Genomic DNA, 18,142 nt, shown 5'->3' on the forward strand with positions numbered 1-18,142 from the left:
ATGGCCGGGTAGCTCAGTTGGTAGAGCAGGGGATTGAAAATCCCCGTGTCGGCGGTTCGATTCCGTCCCCGGCCACCATTCCGTTCGATGCCGTGATCCTCTAACCGGCTTTTGGCTACGCAGTTTTCAGCCAGCTACTACATCGATCCCTTCGCGCTACCGGGCATCATGGTTCTCATGTCTGAGGACAACTATCTGCAGCGGGTCAACCCGACCTCGCCGACACTGTCGATTGCAACCGCTTTCACGACCAACACATCGGCGACCCACGCCTGTTGCCACCGGGATACCTTTTCATCGGGAGCCAGCGCCTTGGGCGACACAGTGGTGGGGGCCGCAAAGGCATGGTTTTCATCAAGGCACAATGCATTGACGGCACCATGCAGGCGGCCCTCATGCTCCATGATGACAGCAACCAATACGCCACAATGCGCGCACATCAGAAACTGCGCCTGCTTCGATCCCTGCCGGTAGACGCGAAGCGCGCCCGGCTCATGCTCCGTTACCGATAGCCGTCCAGCTGGATCGGACACGTATGCAGCCCCGTGCTTCTGGCAGAACGAACAATCGCAGGCGCGAGGACTGATCCCAGAGAGCTCCAGGGCCGTTGAAAACTCAAGGCCAAGCTGGCCGCAATGACAGCTTCCGCGCAGAACCTGGATCGAAGCCATCGTCATAACCGCCTGAGCGTCCTGAGTGTGTGCAGTTTAGACTGCCCACCGCGCTTTATCACCGGCAGCCACTGATGGATACTTCCAGCCAGCCGCACAGGCCTCAGCGGAGCGCACTCATGCACACATCGATCAGCGCGCTGGACATCTACCCCAACGTACGCACGCTGCTGGGGATGATCGTGGGCCTGGCACTCGCCCACATGCTTACCCAGTTCGCCCGCATCATCGAGTTCAATCGCTGGCGCAAGCTGTACTGGCCACACATGATGTGGGCGGCCTTCATGCTGGTGTACATCATCCATTTCTGGTGGTGGCAGGTGCGCCTGTCGGCGTTGCCGGCGTGGACGTTCGGCATGTTTGCCTTCATCGTCTTTTATGCGCTGCTGGTGTTCCTTGCCTGCACTGTCGTGTTCCCGGCCAGCCTTAGCGATGGGCGAACAGCGGACGATCAGGCGCACTACTACGCGCGGCGCGGCTGGTTCTTCGGCCTGGTGGCGGCGATCTATGTGGTAGACGTATTTGATTCGCTGCTCAAGGGAAGTGCATTCGTGGCATCCCTTGGAACGGAGTATTACGTCCGGAACGGAGCGTATGTGCTACTGGCGCTTATTGCCACGCGCACGAGCAACCAGCGATACCACCAGGCATTCGCAGTTCTTGCATTCGCATACCAGTTGGCATGGATTGTCCGGCGATATGAAGTATTTGGCTGACGCCGGTTGCAGCGGCGTTTATGGCCAAGCCTGTGAGCCGTGCAGGAACGCAACTATGCTGACTTGCCTCAGACGCGACTCCACAACGTAAACCACGATGTAAGGCGTGCCGGTGATGACGAGTTCGCGTGTGCCAGGCACTCGTCCTCTACGCCCTGCGCGAGGATGCTGTATCAAAATATGCAACTGACGGTCGATCACGTCCATCTGGTCCCAAGCTGCGATCGGATTATCGCCCAGGATGTATTCGATGGCATTGCTTCTTGCTTGTTCGGCGCGTGGCATCCATACCACCTCCATGCATCATTCCTTGTGTGCGATGAGCGCTTTTATCCTCTCACGCTGGCGTTCCATGTTTTTCCGCACTTCTTCGTGCGGAATCGCCTCGATAGAGGGATCTTCAACGTCTAACAAAGCATCAGCGACCTGCTGACGAAACCAGCGGTCATGTTCCGCTGCTGCATGAGTACGTTTGAGTGCCTCTGCGCGGTCGGGGCGTGTTCTCGCCGTTTCCGTGTCAGACGGATCCCACTCGCCAACGTCGAACCCACCGACAAACAAACCAAGGTCCCTGAGTAGTGCAAGTGCCTGCAATGGATTGCCAAAGCGCCGCGGCTCCGTGCTTCGAGCTTTCGCAAGCAAAGCCTCGCCTCCAAACCGTGTTCCCACTCGCACGAAGAAGGATGCACCTTGGGCGGTAAGGGTCACTCTTTCCACGCCGCCTGCACGACTCGCCGTTCGAAGCTGTTCAAGGGTAAGAGTGTGCATGTCTCAATCGTCCGTTGCCAGCCAATTGTTATTAACGTACACATATAACTATTATCCTGCAAGCAGGTTTCGCCGAGAATGGGTAAGCCCCCCCTTACGGCGGCATCCCATCAAGCTCCGCCGCAGCGACGGCCAACCCGGACACCACGCCGAGTGACGGATCACCCTTCACCAGTTCGATTTCCGGAAAGCTCTCACGCACCGCGGCCTGCACCGCGGGCGAACGCGAGGTGCCACCGGTAAGGAACACGCTTGCGGCGGTATCGGTGTTCGAGAGGTCACCGCGGACGTCATCGAGGGTGCGCTTCAAGCGATTGATGAAAGGCGAGATCGCTTCGATCAGTTCGGGCTGGGTGGTGTCCGCGCCGAGGCCGGCTTCCAGGAAGCTGAGGTCGGAATGGTGCGCTGTGTCGGCCGACAGCAGGATTTTGGTGCGTTCCGCTTCCTGGTTCAGCCGCGTGGTGGCGCCTGGCTTCTGCAGGTTGCGCAGGCGCGACTGCCAGGGTTCGTCCACCAGGCGGTAATCCTGCTTGCGGAATTCCCGTTGCTTGGGGAGGTTGTGCACGCTGGCCGCCTCGACGAAATGGTGCACGGGCACCTTGGCGATGTTGTTGCCCAGGAGCGGCATGAAGGCGTGGACGGAGAGGTTCACGTCCAGATCGGTGCCGCCCTTGGGCAGGCCCCAGCTGCGGGTGATCTCTGGGTGCTGGCCACCGCCCAGTTCGGCGAAGGCGACGTCGGTGGTGCCGCCGCCGATATCCACGATCAGGGCGCGCTGCCGGGTGGTCAGGCTCTTGTGGTAGTGCATGGCCGCGGCGGCGGGTTCCTCCAGGAAGGAAACCTCATCGAAGCCCGCCACGGCGGCGGCCTCCCGGAGCAGTTCCACGGCCTGCTCGGAGCCGCGCTCGCCCATCGACGAACGGAACTGCACCGGCCGGCCGATCACCGCGCTGCGCACGGCCTCGCCCAGCTGGCGGCTGGCCGTGAGGCGGATGTGCTCCAGGATGTGCGTGGCGATGTGCACGATCACCCTGCGCACCTGGGGATCCATGCGGAAGCCCAGCATCGATTTGGGCGACTCGATCAGGTTGCCATCGCCATATTCAAGATAAGCATCCACGGCCTCGTCGCCGAATAGCGCGTGCTGGAAACTTTCCAGGGTAGCCGTGGGCGAGTTGCGTGCGCGCTCTTCCAGCCATTGCCTGCGCACAAGGCGCACGGCATCGCGACGCAGGGCGTCATCGCTGCGTTCGGCGCCGCCGAACTGCCGCTGCTGGGTGCGCAAGTCGCGCGCCTGCGCCTCAACCTCCGCTTCGAGCGCGGGGGTGAGCATGAAATCGTTGGGATCGGGCACGACCTCGGGGAAAAATACCGCCGTGCGGAATTGCGCCGAATCGCCGAAGCGGATGATCTCAAGTGTGCCATTGCGGTAGGTCGCGGCGGCAGAGTAACTGGTGCCGAAGTCGATGCCGATATGCATGATGCTTAGTCCGACAGCGCGCTGAAACGCTTGCGCACGCCCTTGAGTGATTTCACCATCGCCGCCTGCAGCTTGGGCGTGAGCCGGCTCTCCGGCACCGCCACGGCGATCGAGGCCACGGAACGGTCTGCGCTGTTCACCAGCGCAATGGCCACCGAGCCCACGCCCTCCTCGCTTTCTTCGTGGTTGGTGGCAAAGCCGTTCAGGCGCACGTCCAGCAGCGCTGTTTCCAACGCACGGAACGAACGCACCGAATGCGTCGTTTTTATCGTGAGTTTCTTGTCCGAATAGATCGCCGTCACCTGGGCGGGGGTCAGTTCGCCCAAGAGTGCCTTGCCCGCCGAGGTGCAATGCGCGGGCAATACCTGACCAGTACGGGCAGTGACACGCAGCGCGCGGTCGCTCTCTATGGCATCGACATAGCGCACCTGGTCGCCTTCAAGTATCACCAGATGCACCGTTTCGCCGAACTCGGCGGCCAGTTCCTCCAGGAACGGACGTGCCTGCATGCGCACGTCCATTTTCTGCACCACGGCCAGCCCGATCTCCACCAGCATCGGCCCGGGGCGATAGGCGCGCGAGGATTCCTGGCGCACGAAGCCATGCTGGATCAGCATGGCAAGCAATCGATGCGCGGTGGAATGGGCCACGCCCAGGTACGCGCAGGCTTCGGTCAGGCGCACCGATTGCTGCTCGCGGAACAGCAACAGCAGGCGAAGTGCATTACCGACGGAAGATATCGGGTAGCTTGGGGCACCAGCCTCGGCGGCGGGCCCTACTTTGTCGACCAGGGAGTCTTTCTTCATAGCGGACAATTTTGCCGGTCTGAGGAAAACTTGTCCAGCCTTAAGAACGACTGGAACTTAAGAAGCCAGCCAGCCCACCAGCAGGGCCAGTACGAAACCCGCGATCGGCGGCAACCGATACAGCAACAGCACCGTGCCGGCACAAACCATGGCAATGCCCAGGATATCGGTAGCCGCGTGCAACACCAGCGAACCGCTGGAGATGGCCAGCAGCGCCATGACGCAAAGCGATAGCGAGAACATCACGGCGCGGAAGCGCTTCAGATGTACCAACCGGCTGCGCGCCCGTTCCAGCGGCAGCACCAGCACCGGCGGCAGCATCAGTGCCACGACGGCCACCAGTGCTCCTTTCAAGCCCAGCACGAAATAACCCACCACCACCAGGTACAGCCCGTTTGGACCCGGGGTGATATTGGCGACCGACAGCGAATGCAGCAGCAGCGAATCCGCTTGCAGCCCGGCAGCGTTGAGTTCCCCGCGCATCACCGGCAGCGAACTCAAGCCCCCGAAGCCGATCATGTTGGCGATCAGCACGGTGATGAACAGGTGCTCAAGGCTCATCGGCGGATCCGGCCTCCGGCGGTGGAGGCAGCATGTCGAACAGTCCAGGGAATATCAGTGCCAGCGCGATAGCGATGCCCATCACCAGCAATGGGTCGCCAAGCCACAGGCCAAGCGCGACGAAAAGCGCGAACAGCAGCAATGCCCTGAGGAACGGCACGGGGCGCATGATGTCGCGGAACAACTGGATGGCCAGCGACACGGCGAAACCCGCGGCCATGCCGGCCACGGCGTGCAAGGGCACCTGCGCACCGGGAAAGGCGCTGATGCGCTCGTAACCCCAGGCCAGCGCAATGGTGATGGCAAGCGAAGGCAGCATCAGGCCAGCCAGGCCCGCCACCATGCCCGGCGTGCCGCAGACAGTGCGGCCGATCAACATCACCTGGGAAAGGATGCTGATGCCTGGCGTCAGCCGGGACAGCACCAACTGGTCGATGAACTGCGCTTCGGTTAGCCAACCCTTGCGAAGGCACAGCTGCCGCATGGCCGATACCGTGGCGCTGCCGCCACCGAAGGATGTAAGGCCGATGCGGGCGAAGGCCATGAACACTTCGGTCCACGGCGCGAGCGGGGCATGATGCGCCTTGGTACTGCCTTGCATCAGTGCCCCACTCCTTCTTGCCCGGCTACGGTATCGGGTGGATCAGTACTTCCAGCTGCGGTCCGGCGTGGCGACGTCGATTTCAACGCCGTCTGGATCCAGGAACTTGAAGAAGCGCGGCGGGACCTGCTGCTTGTCCTCGCCGTAGATCTCGATGCCGTATGCCTTAAGGGCCTCAACGCAAGCGGCAGTGTCGGCGATTTCCACGCCGATGTGGTTCGGCCCCAGGGTACCTTGCGCCCACGGCGAGAACTCTACGCGCTCGTCCGGGCAAAGCAGGGAATAATTGACTTCGCCGTCGCTCATGTCGATGGCCTTGCCCGGGTAATGGCCTGGCGTGCGGATGGGGCCCAGGCGCTTGAAGCCCAGAACCTTCTCGTAGAAGGTCGCTGCCTTCTCGAGGTCTTTGGTGACGACGCCCATATGGCGGATACGCATCCGGAGTTCTCCTGTAAGTTTCGATCTGTAAGAAATACTGTCCGCTAGGTGGACGGCAATGGATGGTGAGCGCAGATGGCGATCAAGTCAAGCACGCTATTTCCGCATGGCGGAAACACACACCGCACAATCACCCCACTAACCTACCCATTATATTGCGACGCGACATTTTAATGTACTCAACTAAATACGGCTTAAGTAGCACTTTACTTGAATTACTTATTGCATTGCATCATGGAAATTGACTGCTTCTTACCTTTCCATCGCACAATCCACATTTCCGGCAAAAAGATCTTGTAGTCACTCCTGCAATTTTGCCTCATTCCACGCCTTATTCGTTCAAATCACTTTAAAACAAGCGCGATTTCATTCGTGCATGCGCCCTTGACGACCACAAACTATTCTCCTATGGTCTGTCCGCCAGCGAGAAATCTTTTCTGCCTAGCGGAGATTCAAAGATGCGTCGTTCAGATGTTGCCTTTGGGGTGGTCATCACGGCCCTCGGGGCAGGAGCGCTCACCATGGCGCTGTTCATGCCCTTCTTTTCCGAGAACACCCCGGGGCCCGGCTTTTTTCCCCGCCTGGTCTCCCTGGGCCTGGTGATCCTGGGCCTGCTGCAGATACGCCAGGGCATGCGTCCGGCTATACCTGAAGTCCGGCCCGTGGGGCCCGTCAGCCATCTGGAAAAAGTCGCCCACGGCAAGGCGGCGCCGCGCGAACCGGGCAAGCCGTTCCTGTCACGCCGGCCGCTTATCGTGCTGGCCGCCTATATCGCAGCCGTGCCGCTGTTTAGCGTATTGGGCTTCGTCCTTACCACCACGCTGCTGCTTGCATTCCTCCTCTTCTATGTGGAGAAGCGCCGGAACCTCGGCGCCTATTTCGGCACCCTGGTGATACCGATCGCAACGTGGCTGCTGTTCGTTCAGCTGCTGGGCATGGAGCTGCCCGCCGGCATGTTCCATCTCGGCGTGCTCGGCATCTGACATGCCATTTCCCCGGAACCTGAATTAATGTCCGTCCTTACCAACCTGATCGATGGCTTCGCCACGGCCATGACCGTGACCAACCTGGCCTGGATGATCGGCGGCGCCATATTAGGCACCCTGATCGGCATCCTGCCTGGCCTTGGAAATCCCGCGGCCACCCTGGCGATCCTGTTGCCGCTTACGTTGCGATTACCGCCCACCACGGGCCTGATCATGATGGCGGGCATCTATCACGGCGCAAAGTTCGCCGGTGCCACCACCGCGATCCTCCTGAACATACCCACCGAGACATCTTCGGTCGTGCTCTGTTACGACGGCCATGAGCTGGCCAAGCAGGGACGTGCCGGACCCGCCATGGGCATGTCGGCCATATCCGGATTCATCGCAAGCACGGTGGGCATCATCGCCCTTACCTTCGCCGCTCCCCTGGCGGCGCGACTGGCCGTGAATTTCGGGCCGCCCGAATTCGCCGTACTGATGTTCTTCGGCCTGTTGCTGGTGGTGACGCTTGCCGGCAAGTCACCGGTGAAGGGACTGATCTCGATGTTCCTTGGCCTTTTGGTTTCCACCGTGGGCGTGGATATCTTCACCGGCACCGAGCGCTTCACCTTCGGCAGCGTGAACCTGTACGACGGTATCGAATTCCTGATTGTCACCCTGGGCCTGTTCGCCGTGGGCGAGGTGCTGGTGAACCTGGAGAAGGTGCGCGGCAAAGTCGAGAAGCTCGATGCACCCAAGCGCCTGCGCGACTACCTGCCGAACATGGCCGACTTCAAGCAGTCGCGCCTGGCAATCGCCATCGGCTCGGTCGTCGGCTTCTTCATCGGCGCGCTGCCGGGTGGCGGCTCAACCATGGCGTCATTCGTAAGCTATGCGCTGGTGAAGAACACCTCCAAGCACCCCGAGCGCTTCGGCACCGGGTTGATCGAAGGCGTCGCTGGCCCCGAGGCCGCGAACAACTCCGAAGCCGGCGGTGCGATGATCCCACTGCTGAGCCTGGGACTTCCCGGTAGCGCCAGTACCTCGGTGATGCTTGCCGCGCTGTTGCTGTACGGCGTGCAGCCTGGGCCGCTGCTTTTCACCAACCATCCGGAAATCGCCTGGCCGGTGATCGCCAGCCTGTACCTGGGCACCATCGCCCTGCTGGTGCTGAACTTGCCGCTGATCCCGCTGTGGGTGCAGATCCTGCGCATACCGTACTGGTTGCTCTATCCGATCATCCTTGTGCTGGCCGTAGTCGGTGCGTACAGCGTGCGCGGCTCGATCTTCGACGTATGCCTGCTGATGGTTTTCAGCATCACGGGCTACTTATTACGAAAACTCGAGGTCCCGGCCACGCCGATGCTGATGGCGTTCGTACTCGGGCCCGAAGCCGAGCTCACCGTGCGCCAATCGCTGATGCTGTCGAACAACAACCCGATGATCTTCCTCGAACGGCCGATCTCCGCCTCGATCCTCATCACCACGGTGATCGTGGTGGTGCTGTCCATCTGGGGCCGACGACGCCAGCGACAACGTGCTGCCGCTTCCGTAATCAATGTCAACTTCGTCGCCGACACCGTGAAATAAAGGGCCAACCACCATGAACATGCTCTTCAAGCGGCAGCGCAGCGCTGCCGCGCTAGCCCTACTCGTGCTCTTTTCCGCCGCTGCCATCACCGCCTGCAGCGAAAACGCCGGCACCGACACCAACGGCAAGCCCGGCGACGTGCAGTTCGTCGTCGACACAGGTCCGGGTGGCGGAAGCGATGTCTTCGCCCGCGAAGTAGTGAAGATCGCCCTGGCCAACAAGTTGATCGACGGCAACTGGCCGGTGCTCAACCGCTCGCAAGGTGGCGGCCTGGCGGCGATGAGCTTCCTGAAGCAGAAGTCCCCGCAGCCTGATTTCATCGCCGCCTTCACCTCCAAGTGGATCATCAGCGGGCTCAATACGCCCAACGCCGAAGCCACGGTGAAGGACCTCACGCTTATCGCCCAGGTTTCGGTGGAGCCGCAGATGGTGGCCGTACCGGCCAACTCGCCATACAAAACGATGGCCGACTTCATCGCCGCGGCCAAGGCAAAGCCGGGCCAGCTGGTACAGGTGGGCGGAGCGTATTCCTCGGTGGATAACCTGGCGGCGCTGAAGATCCAGCAGAACACCGGTACCAAGTGGAAGTATCTCTCATTCGCCGATGGCGGCCCGCGCATCACGGCGCTGCTGCGCGGGGATGCGCAGATGATGCTTGGCGCTCAGAACGATTTCTCCGAAGAAGTGGCCGCAGGCCAGCTTCGCATCATTGGCGTGATGGGCAAGCACCGCGCAACCAAGTTCCCCGACGTGCCCACCTTCGCTGAGCAAGGCATCCCCGAAACCGGCCTGCCCGAGGCCTTGCAATGGCGCGCGATCGCCGGCCCGGCGAATATGCCGCCGGCCGCCGTTACCTACTACCGGAACCTGTTCTCAAAGCTTACGCAGACCGCCGACTGGAAGAAGTACATGGACGATGAAGGCCTGGTTTCCGAGTACGTGACCGGGCCGGATCTGGACAAGCGCATCGACGACTTCACTGCATCCATGGCACCGATGGTCAACCTCCTCAAGAGCAACAACAAATGACGCAAGGTCGTGCCCCGATGAGCAAGACGCGCGAGCTCGGTCTTTTTTCCTCGTCGCTTGAATATTCTGACCTGCCCGCGGAAGTCGCGCATTACGCGCGGCGTGCGCTGGTGGACTGGACGGCGGCCACCATTGGCGCCGTGGATGAACCCGCCGCCAAGAAAGTACGCAAGGTTGTGGCTGCCGCAGGCCCCGATGGTCCGGCCAATGTGATCGGCACCAACATCACCACCAACGCGGTGTTCGCAGCGCTCGCCAACGCCTATGCCTCGCACCTGCTCGATTTCGACGATTGCTACAACCCGGTGGAGACCACCATCCACATGAGCTCCTGCCTGTGGGGTGCAATCCTGGCCATCGGCCAGTTGCGCAAGCTCAGCGGCAAGGATGTGCTCACCGCCTACGTGGCGGGCTTCGAGACCGGCGCGCGGGTCGCCCGCGCGGCAGGTTCATCGCATTACCAGAGTGCGTGGCACGTCACCGGTGTCTGCGGCCATGTCGCCGCGGCCGCCGCCGTGGCCAACGCACTGAAACTGTCGCCCGACGCCGCGACCAACGCGCTGGGTACCGCCGCTACGCAGGGTGCCGGCATCCGCGAGGTGTACGGCAGCGATACCAAGGCCATCCACCCGGGCAAGGCAGCGATGGATGGCGTGCTATCGGGCCTGCTGGCCGAGGCCGGCTTCACCTCGATCGATACGGCCATCGAAGGACAACGTGGTCTCCTGGCGGCGGTAAGCAAGGACCCGGCGCCCGGGCTGCTGGTGGAAGGCCTCGGCCACACCTGGGAAATTCTCGAAAACGGGAACAAGCTCTACCCCACGGCATCCCTCACCCACGCGCCGATCGAGGCGGCCACGTATGCCGCTGAATCGGGCCTCCGTGCATCCGAGATCGAGGGCATCGTGGTGCGCGTGCACCCGTTCACCGCGGCGGTCACCGCGGTGATGCAGCCGGCCGACGGCCAGGCGGCGCGCTTCAGCACGCCGCACGGCATTGCCGTGCCGCTGGTGCACGGCAAACTCACGCTGGCCGATTTCGACCAGGCGGTGATCGACGACCCGGTGATAAAGCGCCTGCGCGACCTTGTCACCCTGGTTGGCGACAAGGACATGGACCGGCGCGGCTGCGAACTCACCATCCAGACGCGCACGGGCAAAACGCTGCGTTTCGACGTGGCGCGCAATCGCGGCACGCCTGCCGTACCGCTGACCGACGATGAACTGTCGAAGAAATTCTCCGACGCCGCCATCGGGGTGCTTGATCCCGCTGTCCTGGCACCGGTGCTGCACGCCATGTGGAACCTGGACAAGGAAGCGGACGTCAACGCTTTCGTTCAGCAGCTCACCGTGGCCCAACGCGACTAGAGAGGACTTGGCATCGCCGGTAAGTCGAGGCAGGCCTGCCGGCGTTTTACTTCAATTCAAGTACCGCCTGCATGGGCACCAACCGGCCAGGGGATAGGCAGGGTGGGGACGCTTTTGCCTTAAAAACGTGGGGAATGGCAGTTCATGGCCTCTTCCCTTGAAATACAACACTCGATGGGGAGGAGAGTCATGTATCAGTCGTCAATCAAAGTACAGCTGCCGCGCGTGGTCCTGGGGCTTGCCATTGCCCTGGGCCTGGCGACACCTGCGTTCTCGCAATCCGCGCCGGCGGCCAACAGCGGCAACCTGATGCTGCTCGATACGCTGTTCAAGAACGGTGTCATCACCAAGGTGCAGTACGACGCCCTCGTGGCCCAGGAGCAACAGCGCCAGGCCGCGGCCGTAGCCACGGTGCAGGCCGCGCCCCAGGCATCGGCCAGCGACACCACGGCCGCACCTGCGCAAAAGAGCGGCATCAACCCGTTCAAGTCGAAGGACGAGAATTTCACCATGAAGATCGGCGGCCGCATCCAGGCCGACTACGGTTTCGGTGACAGTGACAAGACCAAGATCGGCAACGCGCAGGAAATGCGCCGCACGCGCTTCGACCTGTCCGGCACCATCTATAAAGACTGGTCGTACATGGTGAGCTACGACTTCTCAGCCTCCCCCGACGAAATCAAGAATGCCTACCTTACCTACACCGGGTTCAAGGACACCGAGCTTACCGTCGGTTACTTCAAGGAATTCTTCTCGCTTGAATACCAGACCACCAACAAGGCACTGGAATTCAATGAACGTTCGATGCTCAACGACAGCATTGACCCACCCAAGCGCTTCGGACTGGGCTACATGCGCCACTCGAGCTTCGGTGAGCATAGCGAGTACACGATTGGTGTCGGTCTGTTCGGCAGCGGTTATCCGCGTGACACCGACAAGAACGATGACGCCGGCGTAGGCGGTGCAGCACGCGCCACTCTTGTACCCATCCACACTGACGATCGCTTGTTCCACGTCGGCATCAACGCAGAATACCGCCATCCTGGCCACACCGAAGAGGTGGATTTCGCGACCAAGCCTAGCGCCCACTTCGCATCGTCGCTCATTGACACCGACGACATCCTGGACGTGACCAAGGAACAAAAGCTCGGCGGCGAAGTCGCCGGCGTGTATGGCCCGCTGGCGATGCAAGCGCAGTACGACACGATGAAAATCAAGCGCAGTGTCGGGCCCGACCTCAGCTTCAACGGGTGGTACGCCCAGGCCAGCTACTTCCTTACCGACGACTCGCGCGCAAAGGCATACGAGAACGGTTCCTACGGCACGATCAAGCCGAAAGGCGAATACGGCGCCTGGCAGGTAGGCCTGCGCTACGACACGCAGAATCTCATTTCGCACGACATCATCGGCGGCAAGGAAACCAATGCCACGGCCGCCCTGAACTGGTACGTCAACAAATACCTGCGCTTCTCGATCGACTACACCAAGGTGACGAAGCTCGACCGTCCCGGCAACATCAACGACAACAACAAGCCAACCATCGTGGTTGGACGGATGTGGATTGGGTTCTAGAAAGCTCCCCGGGCGCATGGATGCGCCATCTTTGATAGATGAGCTTTCTTCGATTGAAAATTGCTCGGCAACTTTGAGACAGTTCGCATAGCATTGCCTCGTCGCTTAAGCGAAGATCTACGCGTCGCCGGTGAGCCGGCGATATCGGGTATCAGAACCCGATCCAATGATCGACCACCGCAGGTAACTCCTGCGGTGGTCGAGGCCATCCGCCTTCTGGCGGGCAGCCAGGCGGGCGCAAGCCCGGCCGCTCATTGGACGGTTTCTGATTCTGGCTGTCCGCCACCATTCTCGTGGCGGGAACAAAGTTGCATACGTGGCCGTTCGCACCCTATGCCGTAAGTTCATTGTCGAACGTGTTCCGCCCTGCTTAGTATGCATGCGCATGCCGGCCACTGGCCCGCAGACGGGAGGGTATCCATGCGCTTCGCATTGCTTCTGACCATGGCGTCGATCTGCTTTTGCATCGGCACGACTACCGCACGCGCCGATGATGCGCCGTCGCCAAAGAACCGCGCCGAGGCCGTACAGATCATTGCGGACCTCCGCCATATCGTTACGCCCCAAGGCATCGAACGGCACGAAAAGGTCCGCATCGGCGGCATCGACCAGTGGGTGAGCATTCGCGGCACCGACAAGCGCAATCCCATTCTTTTGATGGTTCACGGCGGCCCCGGCTGGGTATCGATGCCCACCAGTTGGTACTTCCAGCGCGGCTGGGAGGAATACTTCACCGTCGTGCAATGGGATCAGCGCGGCGCTGGTAGCACCTACGTAGCCAACGACCCTGCCGCCGTCGCCCCCACCATGACGCCGGAGCGGATGATCGCTGATACCGAGGAGATGGTGAGCTGGCTGCGCAAGGAATTCGGCCGGGACAAGATCTTCCTGCTGGGTCACTCGTGGGGCTCTTACCTGGGCCTTGAGGTCGCCAAGCGCCATCCGGACTGGCTTTACGCATACATCGGCGTCGGCCAGATGACCAACATGCCGCAGAGCGAACGCGACGGCTGGCAATTTGCCATGGACGAGGCAAAGAAAACATCCAACACCCAAGCCATCGCGGAACTCAATTCGATCGCGCCCTATGGCTCGGGTCCGAAGCCAATCACCCTCGCCAGTCTGATGGTCCAGAGAAAATGGCTGAATCAATTCGGCGGCATGGTCTACGGAAGGACAGGCGGACAGGCGGAAGGCGCGGCCATGGCTCTATCGCCGGAGTACACCGATGCCGACGTGGCGAAGATTGGCGAAGCCAGCGAGTACTCGCTCAACAAACTCCTCGACAAAGTACTGACGCTCGATCTTAGTCGCGTCCAGAAACTGGACTGCCCGCTGGTGCTGTTCCTCGGAAGGCACGATCACAATGTCTCATCCAGTCTGGCAGCGGCCTGGTTCGAGAAGGTGCAGGCTCCGTCAAAGCGACTGGTATGGTTCGAGAACTCGGCCCACGAGGTGGCGGTAGAAGAGCCCGGCAAGACGCTGATGTCGCTGGTGAAGTACGTTCGTCCACTGGCGGCCGATGTCCCCAACAACTGACATGACCCCGTCATACCGTTCTCCGGGCAACCCGCACACGTTTTTCGAGCGAAGGAGTCGAGGCCGATGGCTGCGCGACGACTTCGCGTCTCTACCTTCCATCGCGCAAGCGCAAATGCGCCGCGATTACTAATAGGCTTAAAGGGATCGAGGCATACAGGCCAAAAGCCACGTCTAGAGGTACAAAAAAATCGGGCCTTAGCAACGGGGGAAACAAAAAAATAGCCGCTCCAAGAGCGGCAGTCGCCACTCTCGATGGAAAGACGAACCATAGAAAAATAATTAGAGCTCCACCGGTCGCAAAACCTGAATTAAGAAAAATTGCTTGATTGTCGCCAATGTACCAGCCATATCTGAGCTTGAACATAACAAACGTCAAAGTCATTGCCACCACAGAAAGGACGAGAAAGAAAAGTCTTTTCCTACTCATTTCTCACCCATGGTATCGATGATTTCTTTTTGATTTTCCTGCCAAACCGCCTGTACCTGGGCGACCTCTATCTCAGGACCGCTACCGGCGCTTTGCACGTCGACCTGACGAAACGAGAGTCCGCCGTCGTAGAGGCTGACGGTCTCCCCAAATGGATGCTCGCCCAGAGGCGATATTTCCTCGGAGACGCGAATCTTCTTGTACTCGTCTTCCGGGGTAACGTCGGCGAACGCCTTGCCTACCGCGCACACCGCCATAACCACCGCCAAGCTGGCAATGAGCCCTTCCCTGCGCATAGGTTTTTTCCCAGGATGTGTCGGTTATTTCTTGCCGCAATAAAATGCGACTGCGCGACATTCTGCCATCCGCGCCCTTGCCGTCCATAGGATTTGTTCCTAGGCATTTCCCGCCAGAATCAGAGACACCAATCAAGAACCGCGCGCTCGGACGCTGCAGTTCGGCTAGTCGGAACCCTGACCAGTTTTTAGTATATTAATACTACAATTTAACCAACGGCATGACACGAAGGCGTTGCCTCATAGGTGTGAAGCCATCAGGATAATAGACAGGAGATCCTAGCCCGATGAACATACAGGAACGGGCGTTCTTTGCGTCTACGACCAACAGGGCACGCAGCTCGGTCCTTGTGCATTAAGGGATCAGATTAATTACCCGCCCCTTTTTGTTCCAAACAACAGGGCCCGCAATGCGGGCCTTGTGCTTATGCGCGATCATGGGTGACAGGCTAGTCAGTTGGAAGATTTTCCGAATCAATTTTGTGTGACACGAAAGTCGCAAATCTAGATACACCAACAAGATAAAACACGGCAACACCTAAGAATGAAAAGACGTCCAGCGCCCCCTTGATCTTGTAGTAATTCCAGCTAAACAAAACAACCCCAGCCAGATAGATTAGAAACGCAATCAACTTCCTCATATCATCTTTGCCTTGATGCTATTGAAGGCCATTATCTCGAGGCGATGGGGGCGGTGGTGGCGATTTAACTGCGTCACGCACTTCCGTGGTTGTGACCTCAGGTGTTATCGATTGCACTTCCGCTTTCACCAGCTGGTGGGTACCAGCCACGACCGCAGCTTTCCCAAGATCTGCAGCAGCCCCTTCAATCTTGTCAACGTTTCTAGCGATAGTTGCCGCATTCTTTGCCGCCCTATTGGCAGTGTTAGCGGACTTGGCAGCAATCTTCGCGATTGCTTTTGCAGCTGGGACGACAGCTTTTCCTCCCTGATACCAGCCTTGGCGACATTACCCAGCCCGGGTATTGCTGCCGAAACGAGACCTGCTACGGCAGCATCACCAAGATCTACATCACCCCACGCTTTATCCTCAACAAAGTGCTGCGTTGCCACATCGATGACCGCGCCTACTGGGAACCGACCACCATATACGGCGCAAATCGGACACCGTCCATCTGGATCGATGAACTTGTGATGCGTTCGCCGAACGGGTGTTCGCCGAGCGGCGAGATTTCCTCGGAGACGCGAATCTTTTTCTTGTATTCGTCTTCCGGGGTAACGTCGGCGAAAGCCCTGCCAACCAAACACACAGCCACAACCATTGCCACGCTGGCAACGAGCACTTCCCTGCGCATAGGTTTTTCCCCTGGACATGTCGGCTATTCCCGGTCGCAAGAAAATGCGACTGCGCGACAGTCGACTGTTCACGCCCGGGTCGTCCATAGGATTTGTTCCTAGGCATTTTCGGCCAGAATCAGGGGCCGGCCTGAAAAAGTGGACGCTTGTGTACCTGCGTTTCAGCGGGTTGAACTCAGTGAGTTTTGGTGTATTTAATACTACAATTCACATGACGGCATGGCCCAAGGACCGTCCGCCTCACGGCGCGAGCCAGAAGGACTGCAGACAGGAAATCCTGGAACGATGGACGTGTTACGCCTGAACAACCCCCGCCTCGGCATCGAAATCCTGCCCGACGTAGGCGGTGGACTTTCCCGCTTCACATGGCATGGCCGCGAGGAGCCCGTGGCCCTGATGCGCACGGGCGATCTCACCGTCACGGTACCCGGCGGCGGGCTGGATCCGAACCAACTCGCCTGCTATCCGCTGGTGCCATGGAGCAACCGCATCGCTGAAGGCGGCTTCGTCGTCAACGGCCGGCGCATCGCCCTGTCGGCCAACCGGCACGACGAACCCTTCCCGATCCACGGCAGCGGCTGGCAGCGTGCCTGGCAGCCGCAACGGCTGGGCGAGCACGACGTGCTGCTGTCATTGAATGACACCATGCCGGACGGCTGGTCGTACCGGGCAAACCTGCGTTACACCTTGCGCGACGACGCCCTGCACATCGGCCTGGAAGTAACCAACACCAGTGCGGCAACCATGCCCTTCGGGCTCGGCCTGCACCCTTTCTTCCCACGTCATGGCAAGGTCGCGCTGCACGCACCGGCATCGAAAGTCTGGGTCAACAATGGCCAGTCACCCTTGCCTGAGTGTCTCGTCGATGTCCTGCCGGCATGGGATTTCCGCGAAAGCCAGCCGGTGCCAGGTGACGGCGTGAACCACGGCTTCTGCTCGTGGACAGGCGACGCCACCATTGCCTGGACCGATCTCGGCCTGCGCCTGCACGTGGAAACCGACGTCGACGCCTTCGTGATGTACACGCCGGCAAGCGACAACTTCTTCTGCTTCGAACCGGTGGATCATGCGATCAATGCCGTGCACCTTCCGGGGGGCCCCGTCGCCAACGGCATGACCATGCTGGCGCCGGGGGCGAGCCTGGCGCGCCGCTTCGTCTTTCGCGTAACCGACGATACGCTTGCACCAGGTACCAGCCCCAATCAGGACAGCCCAGCATGACCTTAAGGCTCGAAGGCAAGAAAGCGTTGATCACCGGCGCGGGCAGCGGTATTGGCGGCGCCATCGCGGAACTCTTCGCGCGCGAAGGCGCGGACCTTGCGCTGCTCGACATGGACGCTGACGCAGTCGACCAGTTTGCCCTCAAGCTCGAAGCCGACGCCGGCCGTCGCTGCGTGCCGTTGCACGCGGACGTAACCGATGCGGCGCGTATCCAGGACTGCTTCGCGCAAGCTATCGACGCGCTGGGCCGTATCGATATCCTGATCAACTGCGCGGGTGTGAACGTGTTCCGCGACCCACTAACCCTGCAGGCCGCCGACTGGGATCGATGCCTGGACGTGAACCTGCGCGGTGTCTGGCACTGCATCAGCGCGGCGTTGCCATCGATGCTCGCCGCCGGCTACGGGCATGTCGTCAACATCGCCTCGGTGCACGGGCACAAAATCATCCCCGGCAGTTTCCCCTACCCCGTGGCCAAGCACGGCCTGATCGGGCTCACCCGTTCGCTGGGCATCGAATACGCCAGCCGCGGTATCCGCGTGAACTCCATTTCGCCGGGCCTGATCATGACGCCGGCCGCCGAGCGCTGGCTGGCCTCCTGCCCCGATCCCGCGGCCGAGCGCCAACGCCAGGCGGATCTTCTGCCAGGCAAGCGCATCGGCGAGCCTTCCGAGGTCGCCTACGCGGCACTGTTCCTGGCCAGCGACGAGGCGCGCTTCATCAATGCAACGGATCTGCTGATCGATGGCGGCCGTAGCCAGATCTATCACGACTGA

General features: G+C 60.5%; 19 protein-coding genes and 1 tRNA gene. 10 read left to right on the forward strand and 10 right to left on the reverse strand.

Annotated elements, in window-relative coordinates:
* The first annotated feature begins 2 nt into the window (after positions 1–2).
* Positions 3–78: transfer RNA gene (locus VGM61_RS03485), tRNA-Phe, on the forward strand.
* Between the two features lie 113 nt (positions 79–191).
* On the opposite strand, the gene VGM61_RS03490 is transcribed toward VGM61_RS03485, so the two are convergent.
* A complete protein-coding gene (locus VGM61_RS03490; protein WP_331521332.1) occupies positions 192–671 on the reverse strand; it encodes an aldehyde-activating protein in 480 nt (159 codons plus the stop codon).
* 119 nt (positions 672–790) lie between these two features.
* Between VGM61_RS03490 and VGM61_RS03495 the strand changes: the two genes are divergently transcribed.
* Positions 791–1,387, forward strand: coding sequence for a hypothetical protein (locus VGM61_RS03495; protein WP_331521333.1), 597 nt, complete (start codon positions 791–793; stop codon positions 1,385–1,387).
* A gap of 18 nt (positions 1,388–1,405) precedes the next feature.
* Here VGM61_RS03495 and VGM61_RS03500 read toward each other — a convergent pair whose 3' ends face one another.
* From VGM61_RS03500 to VGM61_RS03530, 7 genes are all read right to left on the reverse strand, one after another.
* Positions 1,406–1,687 (reverse strand): type II toxin-antitoxin system RelE/ParE family toxin, encoded by a 282-nt coding sequence (locus VGM61_RS03500; RefSeq protein ID WP_331521334.1) that lies wholly within the window; start codon positions 1,685–1,687, stop codon positions 1,406–1,408.
* Positions 1,688–1,690: 3 nt separating this feature from the next.
* Positions 1,691–2,155, reverse strand: coding sequence for a hypothetical protein (locus VGM61_RS03505; RefSeq protein WP_331521335.1), 465 nt, complete (start codon positions 2,153–2,155; stop codon positions 1,691–1,693).
* A 94-nt stretch (positions 2,156–2,249) separates the two neighbouring features.
* Positions 2,250–3,635: an Hsp70 family protein gene (locus VGM61_RS03510; RefSeq protein WP_331521336.1), complete on the reverse strand. Its 1,386-nt coding sequence runs from the start codon at positions 3,633–3,635 to the stop codon at positions 2,250–2,252.
* Between the two features lie 5 nt (positions 3,636–3,640).
* The gene (locus VGM61_RS03515) at positions 3,641–4,441 is read right to left on the reverse strand and encodes an IclR family transcriptional regulator (RefSeq protein WP_331521337.1); all 801 of its coding nucleotides are present in this window, start codon (positions 4,439–4,441) and stop codon (positions 3,641–3,643) included.
* 57 nt (positions 4,442–4,498) lie between these two features.
* Entirely contained in the window at positions 4,499–5,002 is a 504-nt protein-coding gene (locus tag VGM61_RS03520; protein WP_331521338.1) for a chromate transporter, read from the reverse strand.
* On the reverse strand, positions 4,992–5,603 hold the full coding sequence (locus VGM61_RS03525) for a chromate transporter (protein ID WP_331521339.1): 612 nt from the start codon (positions 5,601–5,603) through the stop codon (positions 4,992–4,994). The genes VGM61_RS03520 and VGM61_RS03525 overlap by 11 nt, the downstream gene beginning before the upstream one ends.
* A gap of 42 nt (positions 5,604–5,645) precedes the next feature.
* On the reverse strand, positions 5,646–6,041 hold the full coding sequence (locus VGM61_RS03530; protein WP_331521340.1) for a VOC family protein: 396 nt from the start codon (positions 6,039–6,041) through the stop codon (positions 5,646–5,648).
* A 458-nt stretch (positions 6,042–6,499) separates the two neighbouring features.
* Between VGM61_RS03530 and VGM61_RS03535 the strand changes: the two genes are divergently transcribed.
* The 6 genes from VGM61_RS03535 (at position 6,500) to VGM61_RS03560 (ending at position 14,104) form a co-directional block, all read left to right on the forward strand.
* Positions 6,500–7,024, forward strand: coding sequence for a tripartite tricarboxylate transporter TctB family protein (locus VGM61_RS03535; RefSeq protein WP_331521341.1), 525 nt, complete (start codon positions 6,500–6,502; stop codon positions 7,022–7,024).
* Between the two features lie 27 nt (positions 7,025–7,051).
* Positions 7,052–8,596, forward strand: coding sequence for a tripartite tricarboxylate transporter permease (locus VGM61_RS03540; protein WP_331521342.1), 1,545 nt, complete (start codon positions 7,052–7,054; stop codon positions 8,594–8,596).
* Between the two features lie 13 nt (positions 8,597–8,609).
* Positions 8,610–9,626: a tripartite tricarboxylate transporter substrate binding protein gene (locus VGM61_RS03545; RefSeq protein ID WP_331521343.1), complete on the forward strand. Its 1,017-nt coding sequence runs from the start codon at positions 8,610–8,612 to the stop codon at positions 9,624–9,626.
* Positions 9,627–9,643: 17 nt separating this feature from the next.
* Entirely contained in the window at positions 9,644–10,993 is a 1,350-nt protein-coding gene (locus tag VGM61_RS03550; RefSeq protein ID WP_331521344.1) for an MmgE/PrpD family protein, read from the forward strand.
* A 189-nt stretch (positions 10,994–11,182) separates the two neighbouring features.
* Entirely contained in the window at positions 11,183–12,565 is a 1,383-nt protein-coding gene (locus VGM61_RS03555) for an OprO/OprP family phosphate-selective porin (RefSeq protein WP_331521346.1), read from the forward strand.
* Positions 12,566–12,940: 375 nt separating this feature from the next.
* Entirely contained in the window at positions 12,941–14,104 is a 1,164-nt protein-coding gene (locus tag VGM61_RS03560) for an alpha/beta hydrolase (RefSeq protein WP_331521347.1), read from the forward strand.
* A gap of 426 nt (positions 14,105–14,530) precedes the next feature.
* On the opposite strand, the gene VGM61_RS03565 is transcribed toward VGM61_RS03560, so the two are convergent.
* Both VGM61_RS03565 and VGM61_RS03570 read right to left on the reverse strand, forming a co-directional pair.
* On the reverse strand, positions 14,531–14,830 hold the full coding sequence (locus VGM61_RS03565; protein WP_331521348.1) for a hypothetical protein: 300 nt from the start codon (positions 14,828–14,830) through the stop codon (positions 14,531–14,533).
* Between the two features lie 1,086 nt (positions 14,831–15,916).
* On the reverse strand, positions 15,917–16,144 hold the full coding sequence (locus VGM61_RS03570) for a hypothetical protein (RefSeq protein WP_331521349.1): 228 nt from the start codon (positions 16,142–16,144) through the stop codon (positions 15,917–15,919).
* 286 nt (positions 16,145–16,430) lie between these two features.
* Between VGM61_RS03570 and VGM61_RS03575 the strand changes: the two genes are divergently transcribed.
* Both VGM61_RS03575 and VGM61_RS03580 read left to right on the forward strand, forming a co-directional pair.
* Positions 16,431–17,366: an aldose 1-epimerase gene (locus tag VGM61_RS03575; RefSeq protein ID WP_331521350.1), complete on the forward strand. Its 936-nt coding sequence runs from the start codon at positions 16,431–16,433 to the stop codon at positions 17,364–17,366.
* On the forward strand, positions 17,363–18,142 hold the full coding sequence (locus tag VGM61_RS03580; RefSeq protein WP_331521351.1) for an SDR family oxidoreductase: 780 nt from the start codon (positions 17,363–17,365) through the stop codon (positions 18,140–18,142). Before VGM61_RS03575 ends, VGM61_RS03580 begins: the two co-directional genes overlap by 4 nt.

The sequence above is a fragment of the Pinirhizobacter sp. genome, assembly GCF_036499745.1.
Lineage (GTDB): Bacteria > Pseudomonadota > Gammaproteobacteria > Xanthomonadales > Rhodanobacteraceae > Pinirhizobacter.

Coding starts and splice junctions, on each gene's coding strand:
- VGM61_RS03490 (WP_331521332.1), bottom strand. CDS start 671: ATGGCTTCGATCCAGGTTCTGCGCGGAAGCTGTCATTGCGGCCAGCTT.
- VGM61_RS03495 (WP_331521333.1), top strand. CDS start 791: ATGCACACATCGATCAGCGCGCTGGACATCTACCCCAACGTACGCACG.
- VGM61_RS03500 (WP_331521334.1), bottom strand. CDS start 1,687: ATGGAGGTGGTATGGATGCCACGCGCCGAACAAGCAAGAAGCAATGCC.
- VGM61_RS03505 (WP_331521335.1), bottom strand. CDS start 2,155: ATGCACACTCTTACCCTTGAACAGCTTCGAACGGCGAGTCGTGCAGGC.
- VGM61_RS03510 (WP_331521336.1), bottom strand. CDS start 3,635: ATGCATATCGGCATCGACTTCGGCACCAGTTACTCTGCCGCCGCGACC.
- VGM61_RS03515 (WP_331521337.1), bottom strand. CDS start 4,441: ATGAAGAAAGACTCCCTGGTCGACAAAGTAGGGCCCGCCGCCGAGGCT.
- VGM61_RS03520 (WP_331521338.1), bottom strand. CDS start 5,002: ATGAGCCTTGAGCACCTGTTCATCACCGTGCTGATCGCCAACATGATC.
- VGM61_RS03525 (WP_331521339.1), bottom strand. CDS start 5,603: ATGCAAGGCAGTACCAAGGCGCATCATGCCCCGCTCGCGCCGTGGACC.
- VGM61_RS03530 (WP_331521340.1), bottom strand. CDS start 6,041: ATGCGTATCCGCCATATGGGCGTCGTCACCAAAGACCTCGAGAAGGCA.
- VGM61_RS03535 (WP_331521341.1), top strand. CDS start 6,500: ATGCGTCGTTCAGATGTTGCCTTTGGGGTGGTCATCACGGCCCTCGGG.
- VGM61_RS03540 (WP_331521342.1), top strand. CDS start 7,052: ATGTCCGTCCTTACCAACCTGATCGATGGCTTCGCCACGGCCATGACC.
- VGM61_RS03545 (WP_331521343.1), top strand. CDS start 8,610: ATGAACATGCTCTTCAAGCGGCAGCGCAGCGCTGCCGCGCTAGCCCTA.
- VGM61_RS03550 (WP_331521344.1), top strand. CDS start 9,644: ATGAGCAAGACGCGCGAGCTCGGTCTTTTTTCCTCGTCGCTTGAATAT.
- VGM61_RS03555 (WP_331521346.1), top strand. CDS start 11,183: ATGTATCAGTCGTCAATCAAAGTACAGCTGCCGCGCGTGGTCCTGGGG.
- VGM61_RS03560 (WP_331521347.1), top strand. CDS start 12,941: ATGCATGCGCATGCCGGCCACTGGCCCGCAGACGGGAGGGTATCCATG.
- VGM61_RS03565 (WP_331521348.1), bottom strand. CDS start 14,830: ATGCGCAGGGAAGGGCTCATTGCCAGCTTGGCGGTGGTTATGGCGGTG.
- VGM61_RS03570 (WP_331521349.1), bottom strand. CDS start 16,144: ATGCGCAGGGAAGTGCTCGTTGCCAGCGTGGCAATGGTTGTGGCTGTG.
- VGM61_RS03575 (WP_331521350.1), top strand. CDS start 16,431: ATGGACGTGTTACGCCTGAACAACCCCCGCCTCGGCATCGAAATCCTG.
- VGM61_RS03580 (WP_331521351.1), top strand. CDS start 17,363: ATGACCTTAAGGCTCGAAGGCAAGAAAGCGTTGATCACCGGCGCGGGC.